This window comes from Enterobacter sp. BIDMC 26, assembly GCF_000534435.1.
Classification (GTDB): Bacteria; Pseudomonadota; Gammaproteobacteria; order Enterobacterales; family Enterobacteriaceae; genus Enterobacter; species Enterobacter ludwigii.
In genome coordinates, this window is the sequence record NZ_KI973182.1 from 977,214 (window position 1) to 993,739 (window position 16,526).

At 49.7% G+C, this 16,526-nt stretch carries 15 protein-coding genes and 2 pseudogenes; 8 read left to right on the forward strand and 9 right to left on the reverse strand.

Annotated features, from left to right (window positions below):
- The first annotated feature begins 1 nt into the window (after position 1).
- The 5 genes from L462_RS18630 to L462_RS18615 are packed head-to-tail and all read left to right on the forward strand — an operon-like array spanning position 2 to position 5,790.
- The gene (locus L462_RS18630; protein ID WP_032677935.1) at positions 2-721 is read left to right on the forward strand and encodes a C40 family peptidase; all 720 of its coding nucleotides are present in this window, start codon (positions 2-4) and stop codon (positions 719-721) included.
- On the forward strand, positions 714-1,331 hold the full coding sequence (locus L462_RS18625; RefSeq protein ID WP_032677936.1) for a tail assembly protein: 618 nt from the start codon (positions 714-716) through the stop codon (positions 1,329-1,331). Before L462_RS18630 ends, L462_RS18625 begins: the two co-directional genes overlap by 8 nt.
- Before the next feature lie 42 nt (positions 1,332-1,373).
- On the forward strand, positions 1,374-4,850 hold the full coding sequence (locus L462_RS18620) for a TipJ family phage tail tip protein (protein ID WP_032677937.1): 3,477 nt from the start codon (positions 1,374-1,376) through the stop codon (positions 4,848-4,850).
- Entirely contained in the window at positions 4,844-5,152 is a 309-nt protein-coding gene (locus L462_RS24185) for a hypothetical protein (RefSeq protein WP_072031440.1), read from the forward strand. Before L462_RS18620 ends, L462_RS24185 begins: the two co-directional genes overlap by 7 nt.
- Positions 5,149-5,790, forward strand: coding sequence for a hypothetical protein (locus L462_RS18615; RefSeq protein ID WP_032677938.1), 642 nt, complete (start codon positions 5,149-5,151; stop codon positions 5,788-5,790). The genes L462_RS24185 and L462_RS18615 overlap by 4 nt, the downstream gene beginning before the upstream one ends.
- On the opposite strand, the gene L462_RS18610 is transcribed toward L462_RS18615, so the two are convergent.
- A complete protein-coding gene (locus tag L462_RS18610) occupies positions 5,755-6,117 on the reverse strand; it encodes a hypothetical protein (protein WP_032677939.1) in 363 nt (120 codons plus the stop codon). The genes L462_RS18615 and L462_RS18610 overlap by 36 nt on opposite strands.
- Positions 6,118-6,243: 126 nt before the next feature.
- On the opposite strand from L462_RS18610, the gene L462_RS24850 reads away from it, so the two are divergent.
- Positions 6,244-7,800 (forward strand): tail fiber domain-containing protein, encoded by a 1,557-nt coding sequence (locus L462_RS24850; RefSeq protein ID WP_155964418.1) that lies wholly within the window; start codon positions 6,244-6,246, stop codon positions 7,798-7,800.
- A gap of 125 nt (positions 7,801-7,925) precedes the next feature.
- Here L462_RS24850 and L462_RS0123370 read toward each other — a convergent pair whose 3' ends face one another.
- Complete coding sequence (locus tag L462_RS0123370; RefSeq protein ID WP_050595732.1) at positions 7,926-8,189, reverse strand: tail fiber domain-containing protein; 264 nt, start codon at positions 8,187-8,189, stop codon at positions 7,926-7,928.
- Between the two features lie 501 nt (positions 8,190-8,690).
- Here L462_RS0123370 and L462_RS18605 point away from each other — a divergent pair.
- Positions 8,691-8,902, forward strand: a pseudogene (locus L462_RS18605) (recombinase family protein); the annotation flags it as partial.
- Positions 8,903-9,072: 170 nt separating this feature from the next.
- A complete protein-coding gene (locus tag L462_RS18600; protein ID WP_032677941.1) occupies positions 9,073-9,891 on the forward strand; it encodes a TIR domain-containing protein in 819 nt (272 codons plus the stop codon).
- A gap of 381 nt (positions 9,892-10,272) precedes the next feature.
- Here L462_RS18600 and L462_RS18595 read toward each other — a convergent pair whose 3' ends face one another.
- The 7 genes and pseudogenes from L462_RS18595 to rluE form a co-directional block, all read right to left on the reverse strand.
- Positions 10,273-11,016: a hypothetical protein gene (locus tag L462_RS18595; RefSeq protein WP_032677942.1), complete on the reverse strand. Its 744-nt coding sequence runs from the start codon at positions 11,014-11,016 to the stop codon at positions 10,273-10,275.
- 280 nt (positions 11,017-11,296) lie between these two features.
- A pseudogene (locus tag L462_RS0123375) lies at positions 11,297-11,758 on the reverse strand (SOS response-associated peptidase family protein).
- Positions 11,759-12,169: 411 nt separating this feature from the next.
- A complete protein-coding gene (gene purB / locus L462_RS18590; protein ID WP_020884458.1) occupies positions 12,170-13,540 on the reverse strand; it encodes an adenylosuccinate lyase in 1,371 nt (456 codons plus the stop codon).
- Positions 13,541-13,559: 19 nt separating this feature from the next.
- A complete protein-coding gene (hflD, locus tag L462_RS18585) occupies positions 13,560-14,189 on the reverse strand; it encodes a high frequency lysogenization protein HflD (protein WP_014169611.1) in 630 nt (209 codons plus the stop codon).
- A gap of 27 nt (positions 14,190-14,216) precedes the next feature.
- Complete coding sequence (gene mnmA, locus L462_RS18580) at positions 14,217-15,329, reverse strand: tRNA 2-thiouridine(34) synthase MnmA (RefSeq protein WP_032677943.1); 1,113 nt, start codon at positions 15,327-15,329, stop codon at positions 14,217-14,219.
- A gap of 40 nt (positions 15,330-15,369) precedes the next feature.
- Positions 15,370-15,843 carry an NUDIX hydrolase gene (locus L462_RS18575; RefSeq protein WP_020884456.1) on the reverse strand — a complete coding sequence of 158 codons (474 nt, stop codon included), beginning with the start codon at positions 15,841-15,843 and terminating at the stop codon, positions 15,370-15,372.
- Positions 15,844-15,852: 9 nt separating this feature from the next.
- Entirely contained in the window at positions 15,853-16,506 is a 654-nt protein-coding gene (gene rluE, locus L462_RS18570; protein ID WP_032677944.1) for a 23S rRNA pseudouridine(2457) synthase RluE, read from the reverse strand.
- Positions 16,507-16,526: the final 20 nt, after the last annotated feature.

The window sequence follows — 16,526 nt, forward strand, 5'->3', positions numbered from 1 at the left end:
GATGCGTGAAAAATTGCTGGATGCTATCCGTCAGCACGTCGCTGCTGAATACCCCAAAGAAGCCTGCGGTCTGATTGTTCAGTCAGGCCAGCAGCAAATCTTTATTCCCTGCCGCAACATTGCAGATAAGCCCGAGGAGACATTCACGCTCTCCCCGGAAGATCAGCTCGCTGCCCGCGCGCGCGGTGAGATCATCATGCTCATTCATTCCCATCCGGATGTGGTTCGGCTGGTGCCATCGGAGCTGGACCGGATCCAGTGCGACTGGTCGGGGATTGAGTGGGGGATCATGTCCTGGCCGGACGGGGACTTTTGTACGATTTCCCCGCGTGAAGACCGGGATTATGCCGGGCGGCAGTGGGTACTGGGTTACGCCGACTGCTGGTCGCTTATCCGTGAATTTTATCTGCGCGAATACGGCATTGTTCTCGGGAACTATTCAGTACCTTACGAATGGTGGGAGAGCGGCAAGGAACGGCTCTACGACGACAACTGGGAGCGTGAGGGATTTGTTGAGATTGCCGCCGGTGCAATGCAGCCAGGGGACATCATCATGATGAGTGTGCAGGCATCGGTGACTAATCACGCCGCGGTATATGTGGGTGACAACATTATTCTCCATCATCTGTTCGGGCACCTTTCTTCGCGAACGCCTTATGGAAAATATTATCGCGACAGAACGGTCCGGGTGGTCAGGCATAAGGACAGAACGCATGGTTAAGACGCTTATTCTCGAAGGGAAAATGGCTAAAAAATTCGGTAAACGCGTTCAGTTTGATGTTGCCGATCTGCGCGAAATGCTCAGGGCCATGTGTTCACAGGTTCCCGGATTCAAAAAATATATGTCGGAAGCTCATATGAAGGGGATCCGTTTCGCCTTTTTTAACGGTGACAACAATATCGGGCTGGAAGAGTTTGATATGACCCGCGGTGGAAGCGTGTACCGGATCGTGCCCGTTTATGAGGGGGCCAAAAGTTCGGGCGTCCTGCAGATAGTTGTCGGTGCCGTTGCGCTGGTCGCTGCATTCTTTACCGCCGGTGCGAGTATGGCAGCCTGGGGGGCTGCGATGAGTGCAACAGCCATCAGCGCCACGTCAATTTTGACCGGGGTCGGGGTGTCAATGATGCTGGGTGGCGTTGTCCAGATACTCACGCCCCAGCCATCCTTCGGCGCGGGTAAATCCTCCAGCACGGACAACACGCCTAACTACGCCTTCGGGGCGCCGGTCAATACGGTCGCTATGGGGCATCCTGTCCCCCTGGCCTACGGTCTGATCGAGGCAGGGGGAGCGATAGTCAGCGCCGGTATGTACTCGAGCGATCAGCAGTAGGCCAGCGGCCACTAACTTAAAGGTGCTTCGGCATCTTTTTTTATGGGTGAAAAAATGCAGCTTCTTAAACAAGAAACCATCCTGCAGGGGGCCAAAGGGGGAGGTGGCAGTTCACATACTCCGGTTGAGCAGCCTGACGATCTGCTGTCGGTCGCAAAGTTAAAAATGCTCATTGCCGTTTCTGAGGGGGAAATTCAGGGCGACCTGACCGCTCAGAACATTTTTCTCAACGATACGCCGCTGGCAAACGACAGCGGGGAATATAACTTCAGCGGCGTGAAATGGGAGTTCCGCAAGGGCACACAGGACCAGACCTATATTGCCGGGATGCCCCAGGTCGATAACGAGCTGGCGGTGGGCACAACTGTCACCACCACCGCGCCCTGGACACGCCAGTTTACCAACCTTTCCCTGGATGCCATCCGCATCAAGCTCAGCCTTCCGGTCCAGTATCTCTATAAAGATAACGGCGATATGGTGGGCACGGTTACCGAGTATGCGATCGATTTATCAACGGACGGCGGTGCCTGGAAAACGGTTGTAAACGCCAAGTTTGACGGAAAGACCACGACGGAATATCAGCGTGACCACCGTATCGATCTGCCAAAATCCACGTCCGGCTGGTCTGTCAGGGTCAGGCGTATTACGGCTGATGCCAGCGGATCAAATTCGAAACTGGTTAACGCCTTCAAGGTGTTTTCGTATGCTGAAGTCATCGACAGCAAGCTTCGTTATCCTTTAACAGCGCTCCTGTATGTCGAAGTGGACAGCAGCCAGTTCAACGGCAGCGCGCCGAAAGTGACCTGTAAGATAAAAGGCAAGATGATTAAGGTTCCGGATAATTACGATCCGATAACCCGAACCTATTCTGGTTCATGGTCCGGCGGGTTCAAAATGGCCTGGTCCAATAACCCTGCCTGGATCTTTTACGATCTGGTTCTGGATGAAATTTACGGCATGGGCACGCGCGTTGATGTGTCTATGGTGGATAAGTGGGCGCTGTATTCAATCGCCCAGTACTGTGACGAAATGGTTTCCGACGGGGCCGGTGGCACCGAACCGCGTTTCACCTGCAACGTTTTCATTCAGAGCCAGGAGGACGCCTGGCAGGTACTTAACGATCTCGCCGCGGTATTTCGTGGAATAACGTTCTGGGGCAACGATCAGATTTATGTCCAGGCAGACGTCCCGCAGGACGATGTTGACTGGGTTTATAACGTCTCAAACGTTATCGATGGACTGTTTACTTATGCGGGCGGCTCATACAAGAATCGCTACAGCTCCTGCCTGGTGTCCTGGTCCGATCCACAGAACCATTACAGCGATACCGTAGAGGGGGTCTACGATTCGGCGCTTGTAGAACGTTACGACGTCCGGCAGACGTCCCTGACCGCAATCGGCTGCACCTCGCAAAGTGAAGCGCACCGACGCGGTCGCTGGGTATTGCTCTCCAATGCCAAAGACGGGACCGTATCGTTTGGCGTGGGGCTTGACGGTTATATCCCTCTGCCCGCTGAAATTATCGGTGTCGCCGATCCTTTCCGTTCTGGTAAGGAGAACGGTGGCCGCATAAGCGCGGTCAATGGCCGCCAGATTACCCTTGATCGAGAAATAGACTACGCGGCGAAAGACCGGCTGGTGGTTAACCTTCCCGACGGAAAAGCCCAGACGCGGACAATCAGCGCGGTGAGCGCCGATAAAAAAACGGTGACGGTGGCTACGGCATTCAGTCAGGTTCCTGTGGCGGGCGCTGTCTGGGCGATAGACAGTGATAACCTCGCAATACAGTACTTCAGGGTCACCTCAATCGCGGCTAACGACGAGAGCACAGGCGGTTTCACTATTACGGCCGTTCAGCACGATCCAAACAAATATCGTTACATCGATGACGGCGTTCGGGTCGAGTCGCCTCCGATCACCGTCACGCCGATAAGCGTCCTGTCTGCTCCGAAGAATATCGTGGTGACTGAGAGCGATCATGTGTCTCAGGGGCTGACTGTAGCAAGCCTGGACGTGTCATGGGATAAGGTTGAGGGCGCAATCCGGTATGTTGCCCAGTGGCGTAAGGACAATGGGGACTGGATAAACGTTCCGGTTACCAGCGCGCAGGGTTTCTCGGTTCAGGGCATTTATTCCGGCAGCTATGACGTGCGCGTCCGGGCGCTGAATGCGCAGGATACCTCGTCACCATGGGGATACGGTGAAACAACTTATCTCTCCGGTAAAACGGGAAAACCGGGTACTCCGCTCAACTTCCTGGCGACCGAGGATGTGGTCTGGCATATCGACCTGACCTGGAAATTTCCGGATGGCTCAGGCGACACGGCCTATACAGAGATTCAGCGCGCCACAACTGCCGACTACGCCAATCCTGAACTGCTGGTCCTGGTGCCGTACCCGGCTGCAGATTATCAGCATGGCCCCATGCCTGCCGGCGTTCGCCAGTGGTACCGCGCGCGCCTGATTGACCGTATCGGTAACGCCGGGGACTGGACCGACTGGATCATGGGCACGTCCTCGATAGATGTCAGCGAAATAACGAATGACATTCTGGAGGACATGAAAGAGTCGGAAACGTTCAAAGACCTTCTCGAGAACGCGGTGGACAGCAACGAAAAAATTGCTGGCATGGCTGACGAAATCAAAATCCATGCTGACGAACTCGAGCAGCAGGCGAAAGACATCCAGGAGAACGCTGACGGGCTGGCTCAGGCCGAAGTGAAGATAGACGAGATTTCTGTGTCTATGGACGGCATGACGGGAGGCGTGAAGAACTCGGCAATTGCGATAATTCAGGCCAATCTTGCTCAGGTGGCCACGCGTAAAACTCTGTCGGCATCGGTAGCCGGTAACAGCGCGCAGCTGGATCGCATTGATGAGGTGATCGTCACTGAAAAGGAAGCAACGGCACGTGCATTGCTGAGTCTGCAAACGAGCGTCAACGGGAATACGGCCTCCATCAACAGCCTGAGCCAGACGGTTTCGAATTATCAGCAGGCCACGGCAACGCAGATAAACGCCATCACGGCGACAGTCAATGGACATACAGCCTCTATAACCACTAACGCCCAGGCCATTGCGAACGTAAACGGCCAGCTCAGCGCGATGTACAACATCAAAGTTGGGGTAACGAGTAATGGGCAGTATTACGCCGCAGGCATGGGGATCGGGGTGGAGAATACGCCATCAGGTATGCAGTCGCAGGTGATCTTCCTGGCCGACCGTTTTGCCGTTACTACTGCTGCCGGAAACAGCGTGGCGTTGCCATTTGTGATCCAGAATGGGCAGACGTTCATCAGGGCCAGCTTCATCCAGGACGGTACCATTGAGAACGCCAAGATCGGCAACTACATCCAGTCCAACAACTATGTTGCTGGCTCTGCAGGCTGGAAGCTTGATAAAGGGGGAACGTTTGAAATTAACGGTGTGGGCGGTGGCGGAAGGATGCTGATATCGAGCACGCTCATTCAAATTTACGACAGCAACAACGTGCTGCGCGTCAGAATGGGGTTATGGTAATGCCACAGGGTTTGCAGTGCTGGGACGGTGCAGGACGTATTGCCGTTGAATTAAGTGATTATGCTATCCGGTATATTGGAAGCACATCTGTAACATTTGCAGCGGGGGAAACGGCTAAGGACGTTTCCTTTTCCGGAGTAACGCAGGACGGCTCATTTATATCAATCGTATCGGCGAGTTCGGCAGGAGTAATAAATGAATATTATTGTCGGGCTTTTAATGGTGGCTTTACCGTTTTTTATTTACCAAGCGGCGGCAGTATTTCGATAACACTTAATATGGAGGTTTATAACTTTCAATGAGTGGATTCGAAGTTTATAACAGCGCCGGAAAGTTGCTGGTTGATTCACAAAACAGGTCGACACTTTTTTATGATCAGCGTGCGCTCGGTGCAGTGACTGACAAAGGTTATTACCGCGTGGATAGCCCGTTCGGAAACGGAAGCACGCTGGGTATTACCCAGCCGCAATTCTGGAATGATGGTAATTTGCGCTGGCTGCAGCTGGATACTAATAAGTACGGCTTACCAGGCGCTGACCTTCTGGAAGACAATGCGGGCAGCATGATACGCACGTCCAGAAACGTTGGAATGCAGAGCGGATATTTGGATGTTTTCGACAGCGCGGGGAATCTTATCTGGAGCGCCGCCTCGGCATCGAAAATGCCGCGCGTGGTGGGCTTTTTCGACGTGCCGGCCAATTACGATCTACAGAACAATACCTTTGCGCTAAACCTGAGTTTTAACCCGTGGATTCTGGTTAACAACTGCCCTGGTAACCTCAGTGACGATGGTACGGTTGTTGGTTATTCAGGGATCGTTCTCAAATGGACAGGCTCACAGCTGCAGGGGAGGTACATCACAAAAAACCAGCGCAACTGGAGCCAGACACTTCAGGGGCGCGGGCTACGAATTCCCATCGCTCAGTTTGTCGGAATTTGATACTGGCGGGACGCGGGGGTATTGAGTAGCGATCATGTTTTGCTTCACACCTTTTGCAGGTTCGAAGCGGTATACGACATCAAGCTTATCCGTTTTCTTATAACATATGTTGCTGAGCCGCTTATTTATATGTCGGCTGAAAATGCCATTGCTGCTGTCTGAAATTACGTTAAACTCCCTCGTGGTGCAGTCAATATTTACGTGAATATCTCCTCCCAGAGATAAGCGCGCCGCATCCACCGGGTAATCCATTTTGAAGGCATAGTCTCTGTCTTTATCGGCACAGCCAGCCGCCAGCAAAAGTGCCAGGGCAAATAATCGTTTCATTTCTACATTCCTGTATCTGCGGGAATATCCATTTTATTTGAGTTTAAAAAATAGTCAGATTGATAAGAGCGATCAATTTTACATTATTGATCGCTTTAAACGATCGTTATTATCGTGAGGTAGTTCATGCTTTATAACACCGGCACTATTGCTATCAACGGAAATACCGCCACCGGGACGGGTACAAACTGGACGGCGCCAGCCAGCCAGGTTCGTACTGGCCAGACGATTATCGTCATGTCTAACCCGGTTCAGATGTTCCAGATTTCATCCGTGAACAGCGCCACGTCAATGACGGTTACGCCAACTGCTTCCCCGGCGTTAAACGGCCAGAAGTATGGAATCCTGGTGTCCGACAATATTTCTGTCGACGGACTGGCACAGGCGATGTCGCAGCTTATCAAAGAGTATGACGAGAACATTGGCGCGTGGGAGACGTTCGCCACCACCTCAGCCAATCAGAGCATCACCGTAACTATCAACGGCACCGCCGTAACTATCCCTGGTATCGGCAAACTGGCTCAGAAAGATACCAATGGTGCTCTCCCGATTGACCAGGGCGGTACCGGGGCAATAACGGCAGAAGGCAGTCGCACAAACCTCGGGTTGGGAGACAGCGCCACAAGGAACGTTGGAACAGCTGCGGGAACCGTGGCGGTCGGGGATGATAAGCGGTTCAATACTGTCGATAAAAAAACAGGGGGAAATGTTACCGGCAGTTTGATGGTAACTCAGGGTAGCAGCATTGGCGTATCTACTCAGGAAGGTGGTGATAAGACTGTTAAGCTATACAACATCACAGGGGATGGGACTGTAGGAAGTTATGTAAACGCTGTGGGAGGGGCCTGGTATAATGGGAACTGGTCTCTTGGCGGTGTTCGTGGGAGCGGGACTAATTTAGACAGAGCGCAGTTAAATGTTAATAGCGGAACTGGTACCGCGGGTTCATTTTTATTTTACCCAGATGAGAGATTCAAATCATCTTCGTGTGGAGCTGATGGGGCTGGTTATGGTGGCTCATGGTCAGACATTAACACATGGCAAAGAAATATCTCTTTTTTCCGAGGTAACGTATCCGTTAATAATGATGCAGGGTTTATTCCTTTTGCCCGCTGGCATAGTCAATGCAGTGGTGGATATTCTTCAACAGTAGGGCTTGGTTCTATAGCAACCGGGCCTAGTTCGTGGGCGGATGTAGCAATAACAACACTCGGGGATGGTGGTTCTGCCGGGCAACGTATATTTCAATTCACGACAGCAAACGGTGATATATACGCCAATGCTGGTGGAAATCTTTCCGGTAACTATATTTTCCAGAAGCAACCTAACTGTGACATTACGCTGAAGCACGATATTAAATATGATGATGGTTATCAGTCATACGAGAATATCAAGAAATTCCTGCCAGCAACGTACGTCTACAACGATGACCCTCGTGAGAGAGTTCGCCGAGGTGTAATCGCTCAGGACGTCATGAAGATTGATAGTGAGTACGTAAAGCTGGTCCCTGCTGCGCCAAAGTTTGATAGCGAAGGAAACAGGGTTGATGCTGATGATACGTTGGCACTGGATAACAACGTCATCATGCTTGATACCGTGCTGGCCCTGAACTACGTCATCAAGAAGCTGGAGGCTACACAGAACGAGCTGGAGGAGATTAAGCTAAAAATAGCGGCATCATGAATCCTGAGCATTCAGTTGCAGCCTGTTCCGGCAAATGACGGGCTGCAAATTATTCAGCTTCCTTATCCAGTTTTTCAACCTTACTCGTTAAATCATCGACCATAACCATTAGGGCCATAATGGCCTCATGGCAGCAAAACTGCAGCAACCCCGTAAGTATCGACAGTTTTCACATCAGGAATCACTGTTCCGTCCTTCAGGGTAATATCATAGCCACCTTTATTAGCTTCGGGAAATACTTGCTCAACGTCCTGCGCAATAAAGCCGTAACCCGTTGTTTCATTGTCTATATGCTCCCAAAAGCAGCCTTTAATGGATTTCATCTTAGTGAGAGGTTCGAAAATGCGCACGATGTCTTTTTTATACGCGCATCTGAGAGTGATACCCATTGACCACCTGTGCCACGCCCATCTGGGTAAAACATAAATGATGCTGCTGCCCCTCCAGATTCTGCCACCACATTTAACTTAACGCGATCAAATGGGGTAGAGCCGCTACGTATTGCACCAAACGACCATGAACCGCTATACCACTTACCGACTATCTGATTAACATAATTCCCTTGAGATGAATCCGTTGTCGTATTGTTAATCTCAATGGAATTGTCACCTCCATTTCCTTTCCTAACACCTAAACCACCACCTGCATTTGTATGCCAGTCAGTTGTTCCGCCACCAACACCATTGATTGTCACAGCAGAAGAAATCGTCCCCCTGGTCTTCCCGTTTTCCGTACCAAGCGCGTATCATCGCTGGCGGCGACCGTTCCCGCCACTGCGCCAACGTCCCTGATTGCGCTGTTTCCTAAACCGACGTTTTATAGATTGCTCTTGAGTGGCCTGGCCGATAACTTCACCTGATTTTTTTGCAGAAATAACTAGGTGAAAAAATATGCAAATTGGCTACGTAAGAGTGTCAACAAATGACCAAAATACGGATCTTCAGAGACAAGCGCTCGAACTCGCAGGATGTGAGCAGATTTTCGAAGAAAAAATGAGCGGAACAGTGGCGAGCCGGCCAGCACTCAAAAAGCTTCTTAAGGCATTGAATGAGGGGGGACGCTGGTTGTTTGGAAGCTGGACCGACTTGGTCAAAGTATGCGAATAATGTACTGCTGGGAACTGTCATTATTTTGTGGTGTAAGTAATTGCATTTTAGACTTTTTAAATTAGAAATATTCAATTAACATAATGTTAGTGATGATTTACTCTAGTTATCACCTTAACTATAAAAGGTTTGAGTAATATAAATTTTTAAGAAAAGTGAGGAAAAAATGAACAAGCAAGAAGTTATCGATGGTCTCAAACTTTTCAAAAAAAGATTGCTTGGCGAAGTGTTACAGGCATTTCAGTCTCGTGGAAGAGAATTTGGCAATGAGAGATTTAATGCATGGCGGAGAAAATTCACTCAGTTTTTAGACGAAACTCTACCAGGTGAAACAACGGTCTTAAATGCAAAGCTAACACATTATGCATATTCAGTAAGGTATGGTGAAAGTGATGCTCAGCGATTTTGGCGACAAGATGGGGAAACAATGGATGCTTACATTGACTCATTGATTTTGGATGTGGAGAATGATGAGTACGAAATTCGTGAAATAAAAGATGACAAAAAAGATGTTGTCGAAATAAGTCAAAGTGAAAAACCTAAAAATAAAGTTTTTATAGTGCATGGGCATGATGGCGAGGCCAAACAACGTACCGCGCGCTTTATTGAGAAGCTTGGCTTTGAAGCGATCATTCTTCATGAGCAGGCTAGTAGGAGTATGACGATAATTGAGAAAATTGAAAAATACTCAAACGATGTGGGTTTCGGGATTGTCTTATATACACCAGACGATATGGGAAATGCAAAGGGTGTGGCTGAAAGCGGTGATTTAAATTACAGGGCTAGGCAGAATGTAATATTTGAACATGGGTTTTTAATAGGCAAGATAGGACGTGAAAACGTAACCCCACTGGTGGAGGGGGCTATTGAACTCCCTAATGATATTAGTGGGGTTGTTTATATAAATGATAGAGATTGGCAAGTAGATATAGCTAAGGAAATGAAGGCTGCAGGCTATGATATTGATTTCAATAAGCTATTGTAGATAAGTAATTTAAAGTTCTTTTATGTTTTTTTTCTTAATATCTGGCTCTAAATGTCAAGGTGAGCCAGATTATTGAATTTTTTTCAAAACTACATTTTTCGTTCTTTCATTTTTCGTTCTTTATTAATTGAGAGTTACATCTTTCTTTACAGTCTATTTCGATGTTTTAGACGATTTTTGCTAAAAGTATTTTAAAATTTAATATCATATCGTTACGGCCGACACCCACTAGAATTAGGTAAAACGATAATCATTTATGTTTCAATCCGCCGTTCTGCAAGTGTCTGCCTTGATGCATTTGATGACCATTCATCGGACTGGTCATCCCTAAAAATGAACATGTGTTTAAATTTTACATTTTAAATCCCAAAATATAATAAGTTATTTTGATACATGCTCGTGGAAGCACTTAATCACATGCTTTGTATAGTCATCCTTTACGCCTCCCAGGTAGATTTTAGACAGGTCGTTTATTAAACCCTCTCTTTCGGAGTCTGTGCGCATGTTTTGTGCACCTTCAAAATCCTGTATTAATGCAGTTGTTAGGGCGTTAAGAAAAAATATTTCCGATTTAAAACAATAAATTTTTCTCAGCTTCATTAAATCAGCTGCTGCATCTAAATCTCCATTTACAGTTATTTCGTTGAAGAATTCAACAGTTGCATTAATAACATTGGTAACTAATATTGTTTCTTGAGGCGCGAAAAGGTAGCCACATGGGGAATATTCTGAAATTGTTGTTGATTTAATAAAGTGATAACCTTCACAACAAGCAAGGAATACAACAAGTTCGTTATTGCAAATCTCATTTATCCCTCTAAGAACACTCATTAACTCTCCCCATGCCATGCGAGAGTTATCAGCAAACCCAATCTCCTTTTTATTACCATGTGTTTCTATATTAATAATTGGCCTAAATCCTTGGTTACCTCGCATCAAAAAATTTATTTCATCCATGACTTTTATAAACTCACCTTTGGATGTGACCGGAATATATTGTATTCCAGAATGATCGGGGTGTAATGTTTTTAATATTTTGCATAAAGCCTCACCTGTTTTGAAATCATTTTCAGGTAGTGACTCAATAATAAGTATGCTGTTGTAAACCACACTCAACTGTGACATTATGATATCCTTTTGAAATTTTAAAAAAAAGCTTTTTTTTGAACGAGCTATGACTCAAAAATAAAATAAATTGTTTTTGTATTCATTACATAAAGGGATGGGGGTATCCTTAATTCAAATCTAGATATTTTTGATAACAAGATTATGCTCTTTCATTAAATATTCTCAAGATGGATGATATCAGTCTCTACGGACACTTTCAAATCAGTGCATAATGATCACCATGGGTTAGTAGTCTGCGTCTTGCTCATTATGACCGAAATGGATCTCTTTATGTTCTTTATCGTACTGCCTCGATTAGCGCAGGATCCTGATTATTCACATTCCCCACTGCGTGCGTCACGGCGTGCCATATAAACGTGTCTGCCGGTACGGAACCGTCGGCACGGTGAATGAAGTACGGTTGTTTCATGTTACCTTCCTTCTTCCACTAGAACCATCCATCAGCAAAGCAGATAGCGCGGCCATGCTGCCAGAGAGGTTTAAACATTCTGCTTGTTGCTGCGGTTTGGACACGCGCTTTAATTAGTGGCGGCTTATCCCACCATCCTGGTGCGTAACCCCAGAAAACAGGATCGAGATGCAGTTGTTCGTCTCGTTCGCTCAACAGCAGGACTTTAGTACCGGGAGCCACGTTGTACCGACCAATAGGTTCTGGGTCATAGGCAATGTCTCGATCGGCACCATCGGCTCGGTAAGCCAGATACTCTTCACGGGTTTGGGCTTGAGCAAAATGTCCCACTCAGAAACCTCCAGTCATTTAGACTGAAAGAATAGGGCAGGGAGAAAAAGTAGCGCGCGCTGGTTAAGTCTTACAAACGGATTCGGGGCGATTATGCTGATGAGAAAGAAATGCGTAAAGCGGTGTGTTGCGAAACTGGAAGAAGTTACGCAAAAGAGGGGAATTTTGGGGGCAAATTTGGGGGTAAAATCATGCCAGGGGCATGATTTGGGGCGATAAAATCACCATTATTGTCCGATAATGTCCGCAGTGTAATAGTTATAAGCTACTGATTAATATATAAGTTATTGTTTTAATGTTTGTTTTGTATTTCGCTAAGTAGTCTAACGCTGATTATGTTGTTGTGGGGATAAACATTAAGTAAACCGGGGAAAAGCAGCCCCCTTTCCAGGCGGAAAGGGGGAAGGGAGGTTACTTCAGCTCGTCAACCATGGTGATGGCACGGCCGATATAGTTTGCCGGGGTCATCGCTTTCAGGCGGGTTTTCTCGTCTTCTGGCAGTTCCAGACTGTCGATAAACTGTTTCATGCCTTCGGCGTCTACGCGTTTGCCGCGCGTCAGCTCTTTCAGTTTCTCGTACGGTTTTTCAATGCCATAACGACGCATGACGGTCTGAATGGGCTCTGCCAGCACTTCCCAGTTGTGATCCAGCTCGTCCAGCAGACGGTCGCGGTTCACTTCCAGTTTGCTTACACCTTTCAGGGTGGACTGATACGCGATCAGCGCGTAGCCGATACCCACGCCCAGGTTACGCAGTACGGTGGAGTCAGTCAGGTCGCGCTGCCAGCGGGAAACCGGCAGTTTGCTCGCCATGTGCTGCAGCACCGCATTCGCCAGACCCAGGTTGCCTTCGGAGTTTTCGAAGTCGATTGGGTTGACTTTGTGCGGCATGGTTGAGGAGCCAATTTCACCGGCGATGGTCTTCTGTTTGAAGTGGTTCAGCGCGATGTAACCCCACACGTCACGATCGAAATCGATCAGAATGGTGTTGAAGCGAGCGATGCAGTCAAACAGTTCCGCGATATAGTCGTGCGGCTCAATCTGGGTGGTGTACGGGTTCCACTGAATGCCCAGAGAGGTCACGAACGCTTCGCTGAACTGATGCCAGTCCACTTCCGGGTAGGCAGCGATGTGGGCGTTGTAGTTACCTACCGCACCGTTGATTTTACCCAGAATCTCGACCTGCTCCAGCTGACGATACTGACGTTCCATACGGTACGCCACGTTTGCCATCTCTTTACCCATCGTGGAGGGAGTGGCCGGCTGACCGTGGGTACGGGACAGCAGCGGAATATCACGATATTCGACAGACAGTGCTTTTACCGCGTCGATGATTTTACGCCAGTAAGGCAGCACCACGTCTTTACGCGCGGTGGAGAGCATCAGCGCATGAGACAGGTTATTAATGTCTTCTGAGGTACAGGCGAAGTGAATGAATTCAGACACGGCATGCAGCGCAGGCACGCTTGCCACTTTCTCTTTCAGGAAATACTCAACCGCTTTTACGTCATGGTTGGTGGTGCGCTCAATAGTTTTAATGCGCGCAGCATCTTCTTCGTTGAAGTCAGCAACGATTTTATCGAGGTAATCGTTTGCCTGGGCGTCAAAAGCAGGAACTTCCTTGATTGCTGCCTGGGCGGCCAGCTTTTGCAGCCAGCGTACTTCAACCTGAACACGGAACTTCAGCAAACCATATTCGCTGAAGATCCCGCGCAGCGCGCTGACTTTATCGCCGTAGCGTCCATCTACAGGGGATACGGCGGTCAGTGAGGATAATTCCATAATTCGCAACTCCGGGAGGTTAACAATGAGCAAGAATTTGTTTTGCCTGAGTCGTCAGGCGATTACGAGAAAACATTAACTGCAGGCGGCCACCGCCAACCTGATGCCACAGCACGGCGGCACGAATACCCGCCAGCAGGGAGGCGCGTACTTTTGCCTGAACCTGCGGGCTTTGCAGCACGGCAGGAGAGCCGGTGACCTGAATACGTGGGCCCAGCGGGCTGATGACGTCAACATAAATGCCGGCCATGGCACTGAGCAGCGTTTCGGACTGCAGATCAAAATGGTCGAGCTGGCGCTGCAGCCCGGCAATGCGGTCACCGAGCGTATCAAGGGCGCCTTTGGCCGCGCTGAGCTTACGCTCCAGCACCATCAGGCTTAACGTGTAGCGGGTTAGCTCCGCGTTCAACCCCTGACGGCTACTGGCGTTAAGCACGCCAAGCAAAGTTTCAAGACCGAGACGAAGATTGGTTTCACTCCCACCGAAGACACCCAGAGTCGAACCGGGGTTGAGGTCGATAACGCTGTTGAGTGAAACGTGCAGCGCGTCAGCATCGCAATGACCCTGATGCGCCAGCTGTTGCACCAGACGGGCAGACTGGCAAATTCCAGCCAGTGCCAGGGTGATGTCATAATAGTTCTTCGCCACACGTTCTCCTTTATGTGTGCAATCGTGTTAAACGGCCGGCAGAGGCAGGCGCTGTTCAATGATCCCGCCGCCCAGACAGATTTCGCCGCTGTAGAATACGGCGGACTGGCCTGGGGTGACCGCCGCAACCGGCTCGTCGAAACGCACATCAATGCGTTCATCATCCAGCGCGGTGACGGTACAAGGGATATCGGTCTGGCGATAGCGTGTTTTTACCGTGCAGCGCAGCGTACCCTTCAGCGGCTCACGATCGACCCAGTGCAGCTGTTGTGCGATGAGGCCGACGGACATCAGACGCGGATGGTCGTGGCCCTGAGCAACAACCAGAATATTGTTTTCGACATCTTTATCTACGACGTACCACGGATCTTCGCTGCCTTCTTTGGTGCCGCCAATACCCAGCCCTTTACGCTGGCCCAGCGTATGGTACATCAGCCCCTGATGTTGACCAATCTCATCACCGTCGACGGTAACGATTTTGCCCGGCTGTGCCGGCAGGTAACGACCAAGGAAATCGCGGAATTTGCGCTCGCCGATAAAACAGATACCGGTGGAGTCTTTTTTCTTCGCGGTGATCAGATTCAGCTCTTCGGCGATTTTACGCACCTGCGGCTTTTCAAGCTCGCCTACCGGGAACAGGCTTTGCGCAATCTGTTCGTGGCTGAGTGTATACAGGAAGTAGCTTTGATCTTTGTTGCCATCCAGACCGCGCAGCAGCTGGCTTTTGCCATTCACATCGGCACGACGCACGTAGTGCCCGGTCGCAATATAGTCTGCGCCCAGATCTTCTGCGGCGAATTCCAGGAAGGCTTTAAATTTGATCTCTTTGTTGCACAGAATGTCCGGGTTCGGGGTACGACCGGCTTTGTACTCTTCCAGGAAAAGCTCGAAGACGTTGTCCCAGTATTCTGCAGCAAAGTTAACGGTGTGCAGTTCAATGCCCAGCTTATCGCACACCGCCTGCGCATCGGCGAGATCCGCAGCAGCAGTGCAATATTCCTCGCCATCATCTTCCTCCCAGTTCTTCATGAACAGGCCCTCCACCTTATAGCCCTGTTGTTGCAACAGGTAGGCGGAAACGGAGGAATCGACACCGCCGGACATGCCGACGATCACTTTTTTCTGGCTGTTATCTGACATGGAATACTCACGACATTGAACTTCAAGGCGGCGTATTCTATCACGCCCCCCCACCATTGGCACCCTCTGTAAACGGCCAGTTAAATTCTCCAATCACCTCAAGCGGCAGGCGACCAGCAGACTGCCAGCAGCGGATACTCTCGGCAACCAGCGGCGAGCGCAGGTTTGGCGCGTTCAGGATCTCTTCGGCAGTGACCCACAGGCAGCGATCGATATCATCGTCCTGCGGCTCTGTGGCGCACGTTTCGCTAAGCTCGACGGCAAATAAAAAGCGCAGGAACGGAGTGTGATCAGGGGCAATCCACTGGTGCATACGGATGAAGTGTTGCGGCTCCGCGTGGATACCGGTCTCTTCCCACAGTTCGCGTTTGGCGGCCTGCAGTAAGGTTTCATTGGCTTCAAGGTGCCCGGCTGGCTGGTTCCACAGCGCCTTGCCGTTAATACTCTCTTCTACGACCAAAAACTTACCTTGCGCGTGAACCACGCAGGCGACCGTGACATGCGGTTTAAACATAGTGACTCCTTAAGGGGTAACGTCCCGCCATTCACCGTTTGCCAGTGAATCCAGGGTGTAGTTGCCCATGGCGTAGCGAATAAGTCGCAGGGTAGGGAAGCCCACGTGTGCGGTCATCCGACGAACCTGGCGATTACGGCCTTCATAAAGGGTGATCTTGAGCCAGCTCGTCGGGATGGATTTGCGCTCGCGGATCGGCGGCGTGCGTGGCCACAGCCATTCCGGCTCGCTGACGAGCTCAATACCTGCAGGCAAGGTAGGACCATCGTTTAACGTCACGCCGCGGCGTAATGTCGCCAGCGTCTCATCATCCGGTTCACCTTCAACCTGGACGAAGTAAATCTTTCCCGTGCGTTTGCCCGGCTGAGTGAGCCTGGCCTGTAAGGCACCATCGTTGGTTAAGACCAGAAGTCCTTCGCTATCCCGGTCCAGACGGCCAGCGGCGTAGACGCCCTGAACTGGAATGTAATCCTTCAGCGTGCTGCGTCCGGCTTCGTCAGTAAACTGCGGCAAAACATCGTAGGGTTTATTGAACAAAATAACCCGCTTTGGCTGGGATTCTTGTGGTCTTCTGGCGGCTTGTCGTGAGCTGAATCGCTCAACCCGGTGTTTTGTAAAAGAAGTTTTCTTCATGGTATTTTCAGACGTTATCAATTGCCGCATTATAGCCTATTAACGAAGAC

What these genes read in the sequence shown, in the direction of transcription:
- L462_RS18630 (WP_032677935.1), top strand. Translation starts at nt 2, where the DNA reads ATGCGTGAAAAATTGCTGGATGCTATCCGTCAGCACGTCGCTGCTGAA.
- L462_RS18625 (WP_032677936.1), top strand. Translation starts at nt 714, where the DNA reads ATGGTTAAGACGCTTATTCTCGAAGGGAAAATGGCTAAAAAATTCGGT.
- L462_RS18620 (WP_032677937.1), top strand. Translation starts at nt 1,374, where the DNA reads ATGGGTGAAAAAATGCAGCTTCTTAAACAAGAAACCATCCTGCAGGGG.
- L462_RS24185 (WP_072031440.1), top strand. Translation starts at nt 4,844, where the DNA reads ATGGTAATGCCACAGGGTTTGCAGTGCTGGGACGGTGCAGGACGTATT.
- L462_RS18615 (WP_032677938.1), top strand. Translation starts at nt 5,149, where the DNA reads ATGAGTGGATTCGAAGTTTATAACAGCGCCGGAAAGTTGCTGGTTGAT.
- L462_RS18610 (WP_032677939.1), bottom strand. Translation starts at nt 6,117, where the DNA reads ATGAAACGATTATTTGCCCTGGCACTTTTGCTGGCGGCTGGCTGTGCC.
- L462_RS24850 (WP_155964418.1), top strand. Translation starts at nt 6,244, where the DNA reads ATGCTTTATAACACCGGCACTATTGCTATCAACGGAAATACCGCCACC.
- L462_RS0123370 (WP_050595732.1), bottom strand. Translation starts at nt 8,189, where the DNA reads ATGGGTATCACTCTCAGATGCGCGTATAAAAAAGACATCGTGCGCATT.
- L462_RS18600 (WP_032677941.1), top strand. Translation starts at nt 9,073, where the DNA reads ATGAACAAGCAAGAAGTTATCGATGGTCTCAAACTTTTCAAAAAAAGA.
- L462_RS18595 (WP_032677942.1), bottom strand. Translation starts at nt 11,016, where the DNA reads ATGTCACAGTTGAGTGTGGTTTACAACAGCATACTTATTATTGAGTCA.
- purB (WP_020884458.1), bottom strand. Translation starts at nt 13,540, where the DNA reads ATGGAATTATCCTCACTGACCGCCGTATCCCCTGTAGATGGACGCTAC.
- mnmA (WP_032677943.1), bottom strand. Translation starts at nt 15,329, where the DNA reads ATGTCAGATAACAGCCAGAAAAAAGTGATCGTCGGCATGTCCGGCGGT.
- L462_RS18575 (WP_020884456.1), bottom strand. Translation starts at nt 15,843, where the DNA reads ATGTTTAAACCGCATGTCACGGTCGCCTGCGTGGTTCACGCGCAAGGT.
- rluE (WP_032677944.1), bottom strand. Translation starts at nt 16,506, where the DNA reads ATGCGGCAATTGATAACGTCTGAAAATACCATGAAGAAAACTTCTTTT.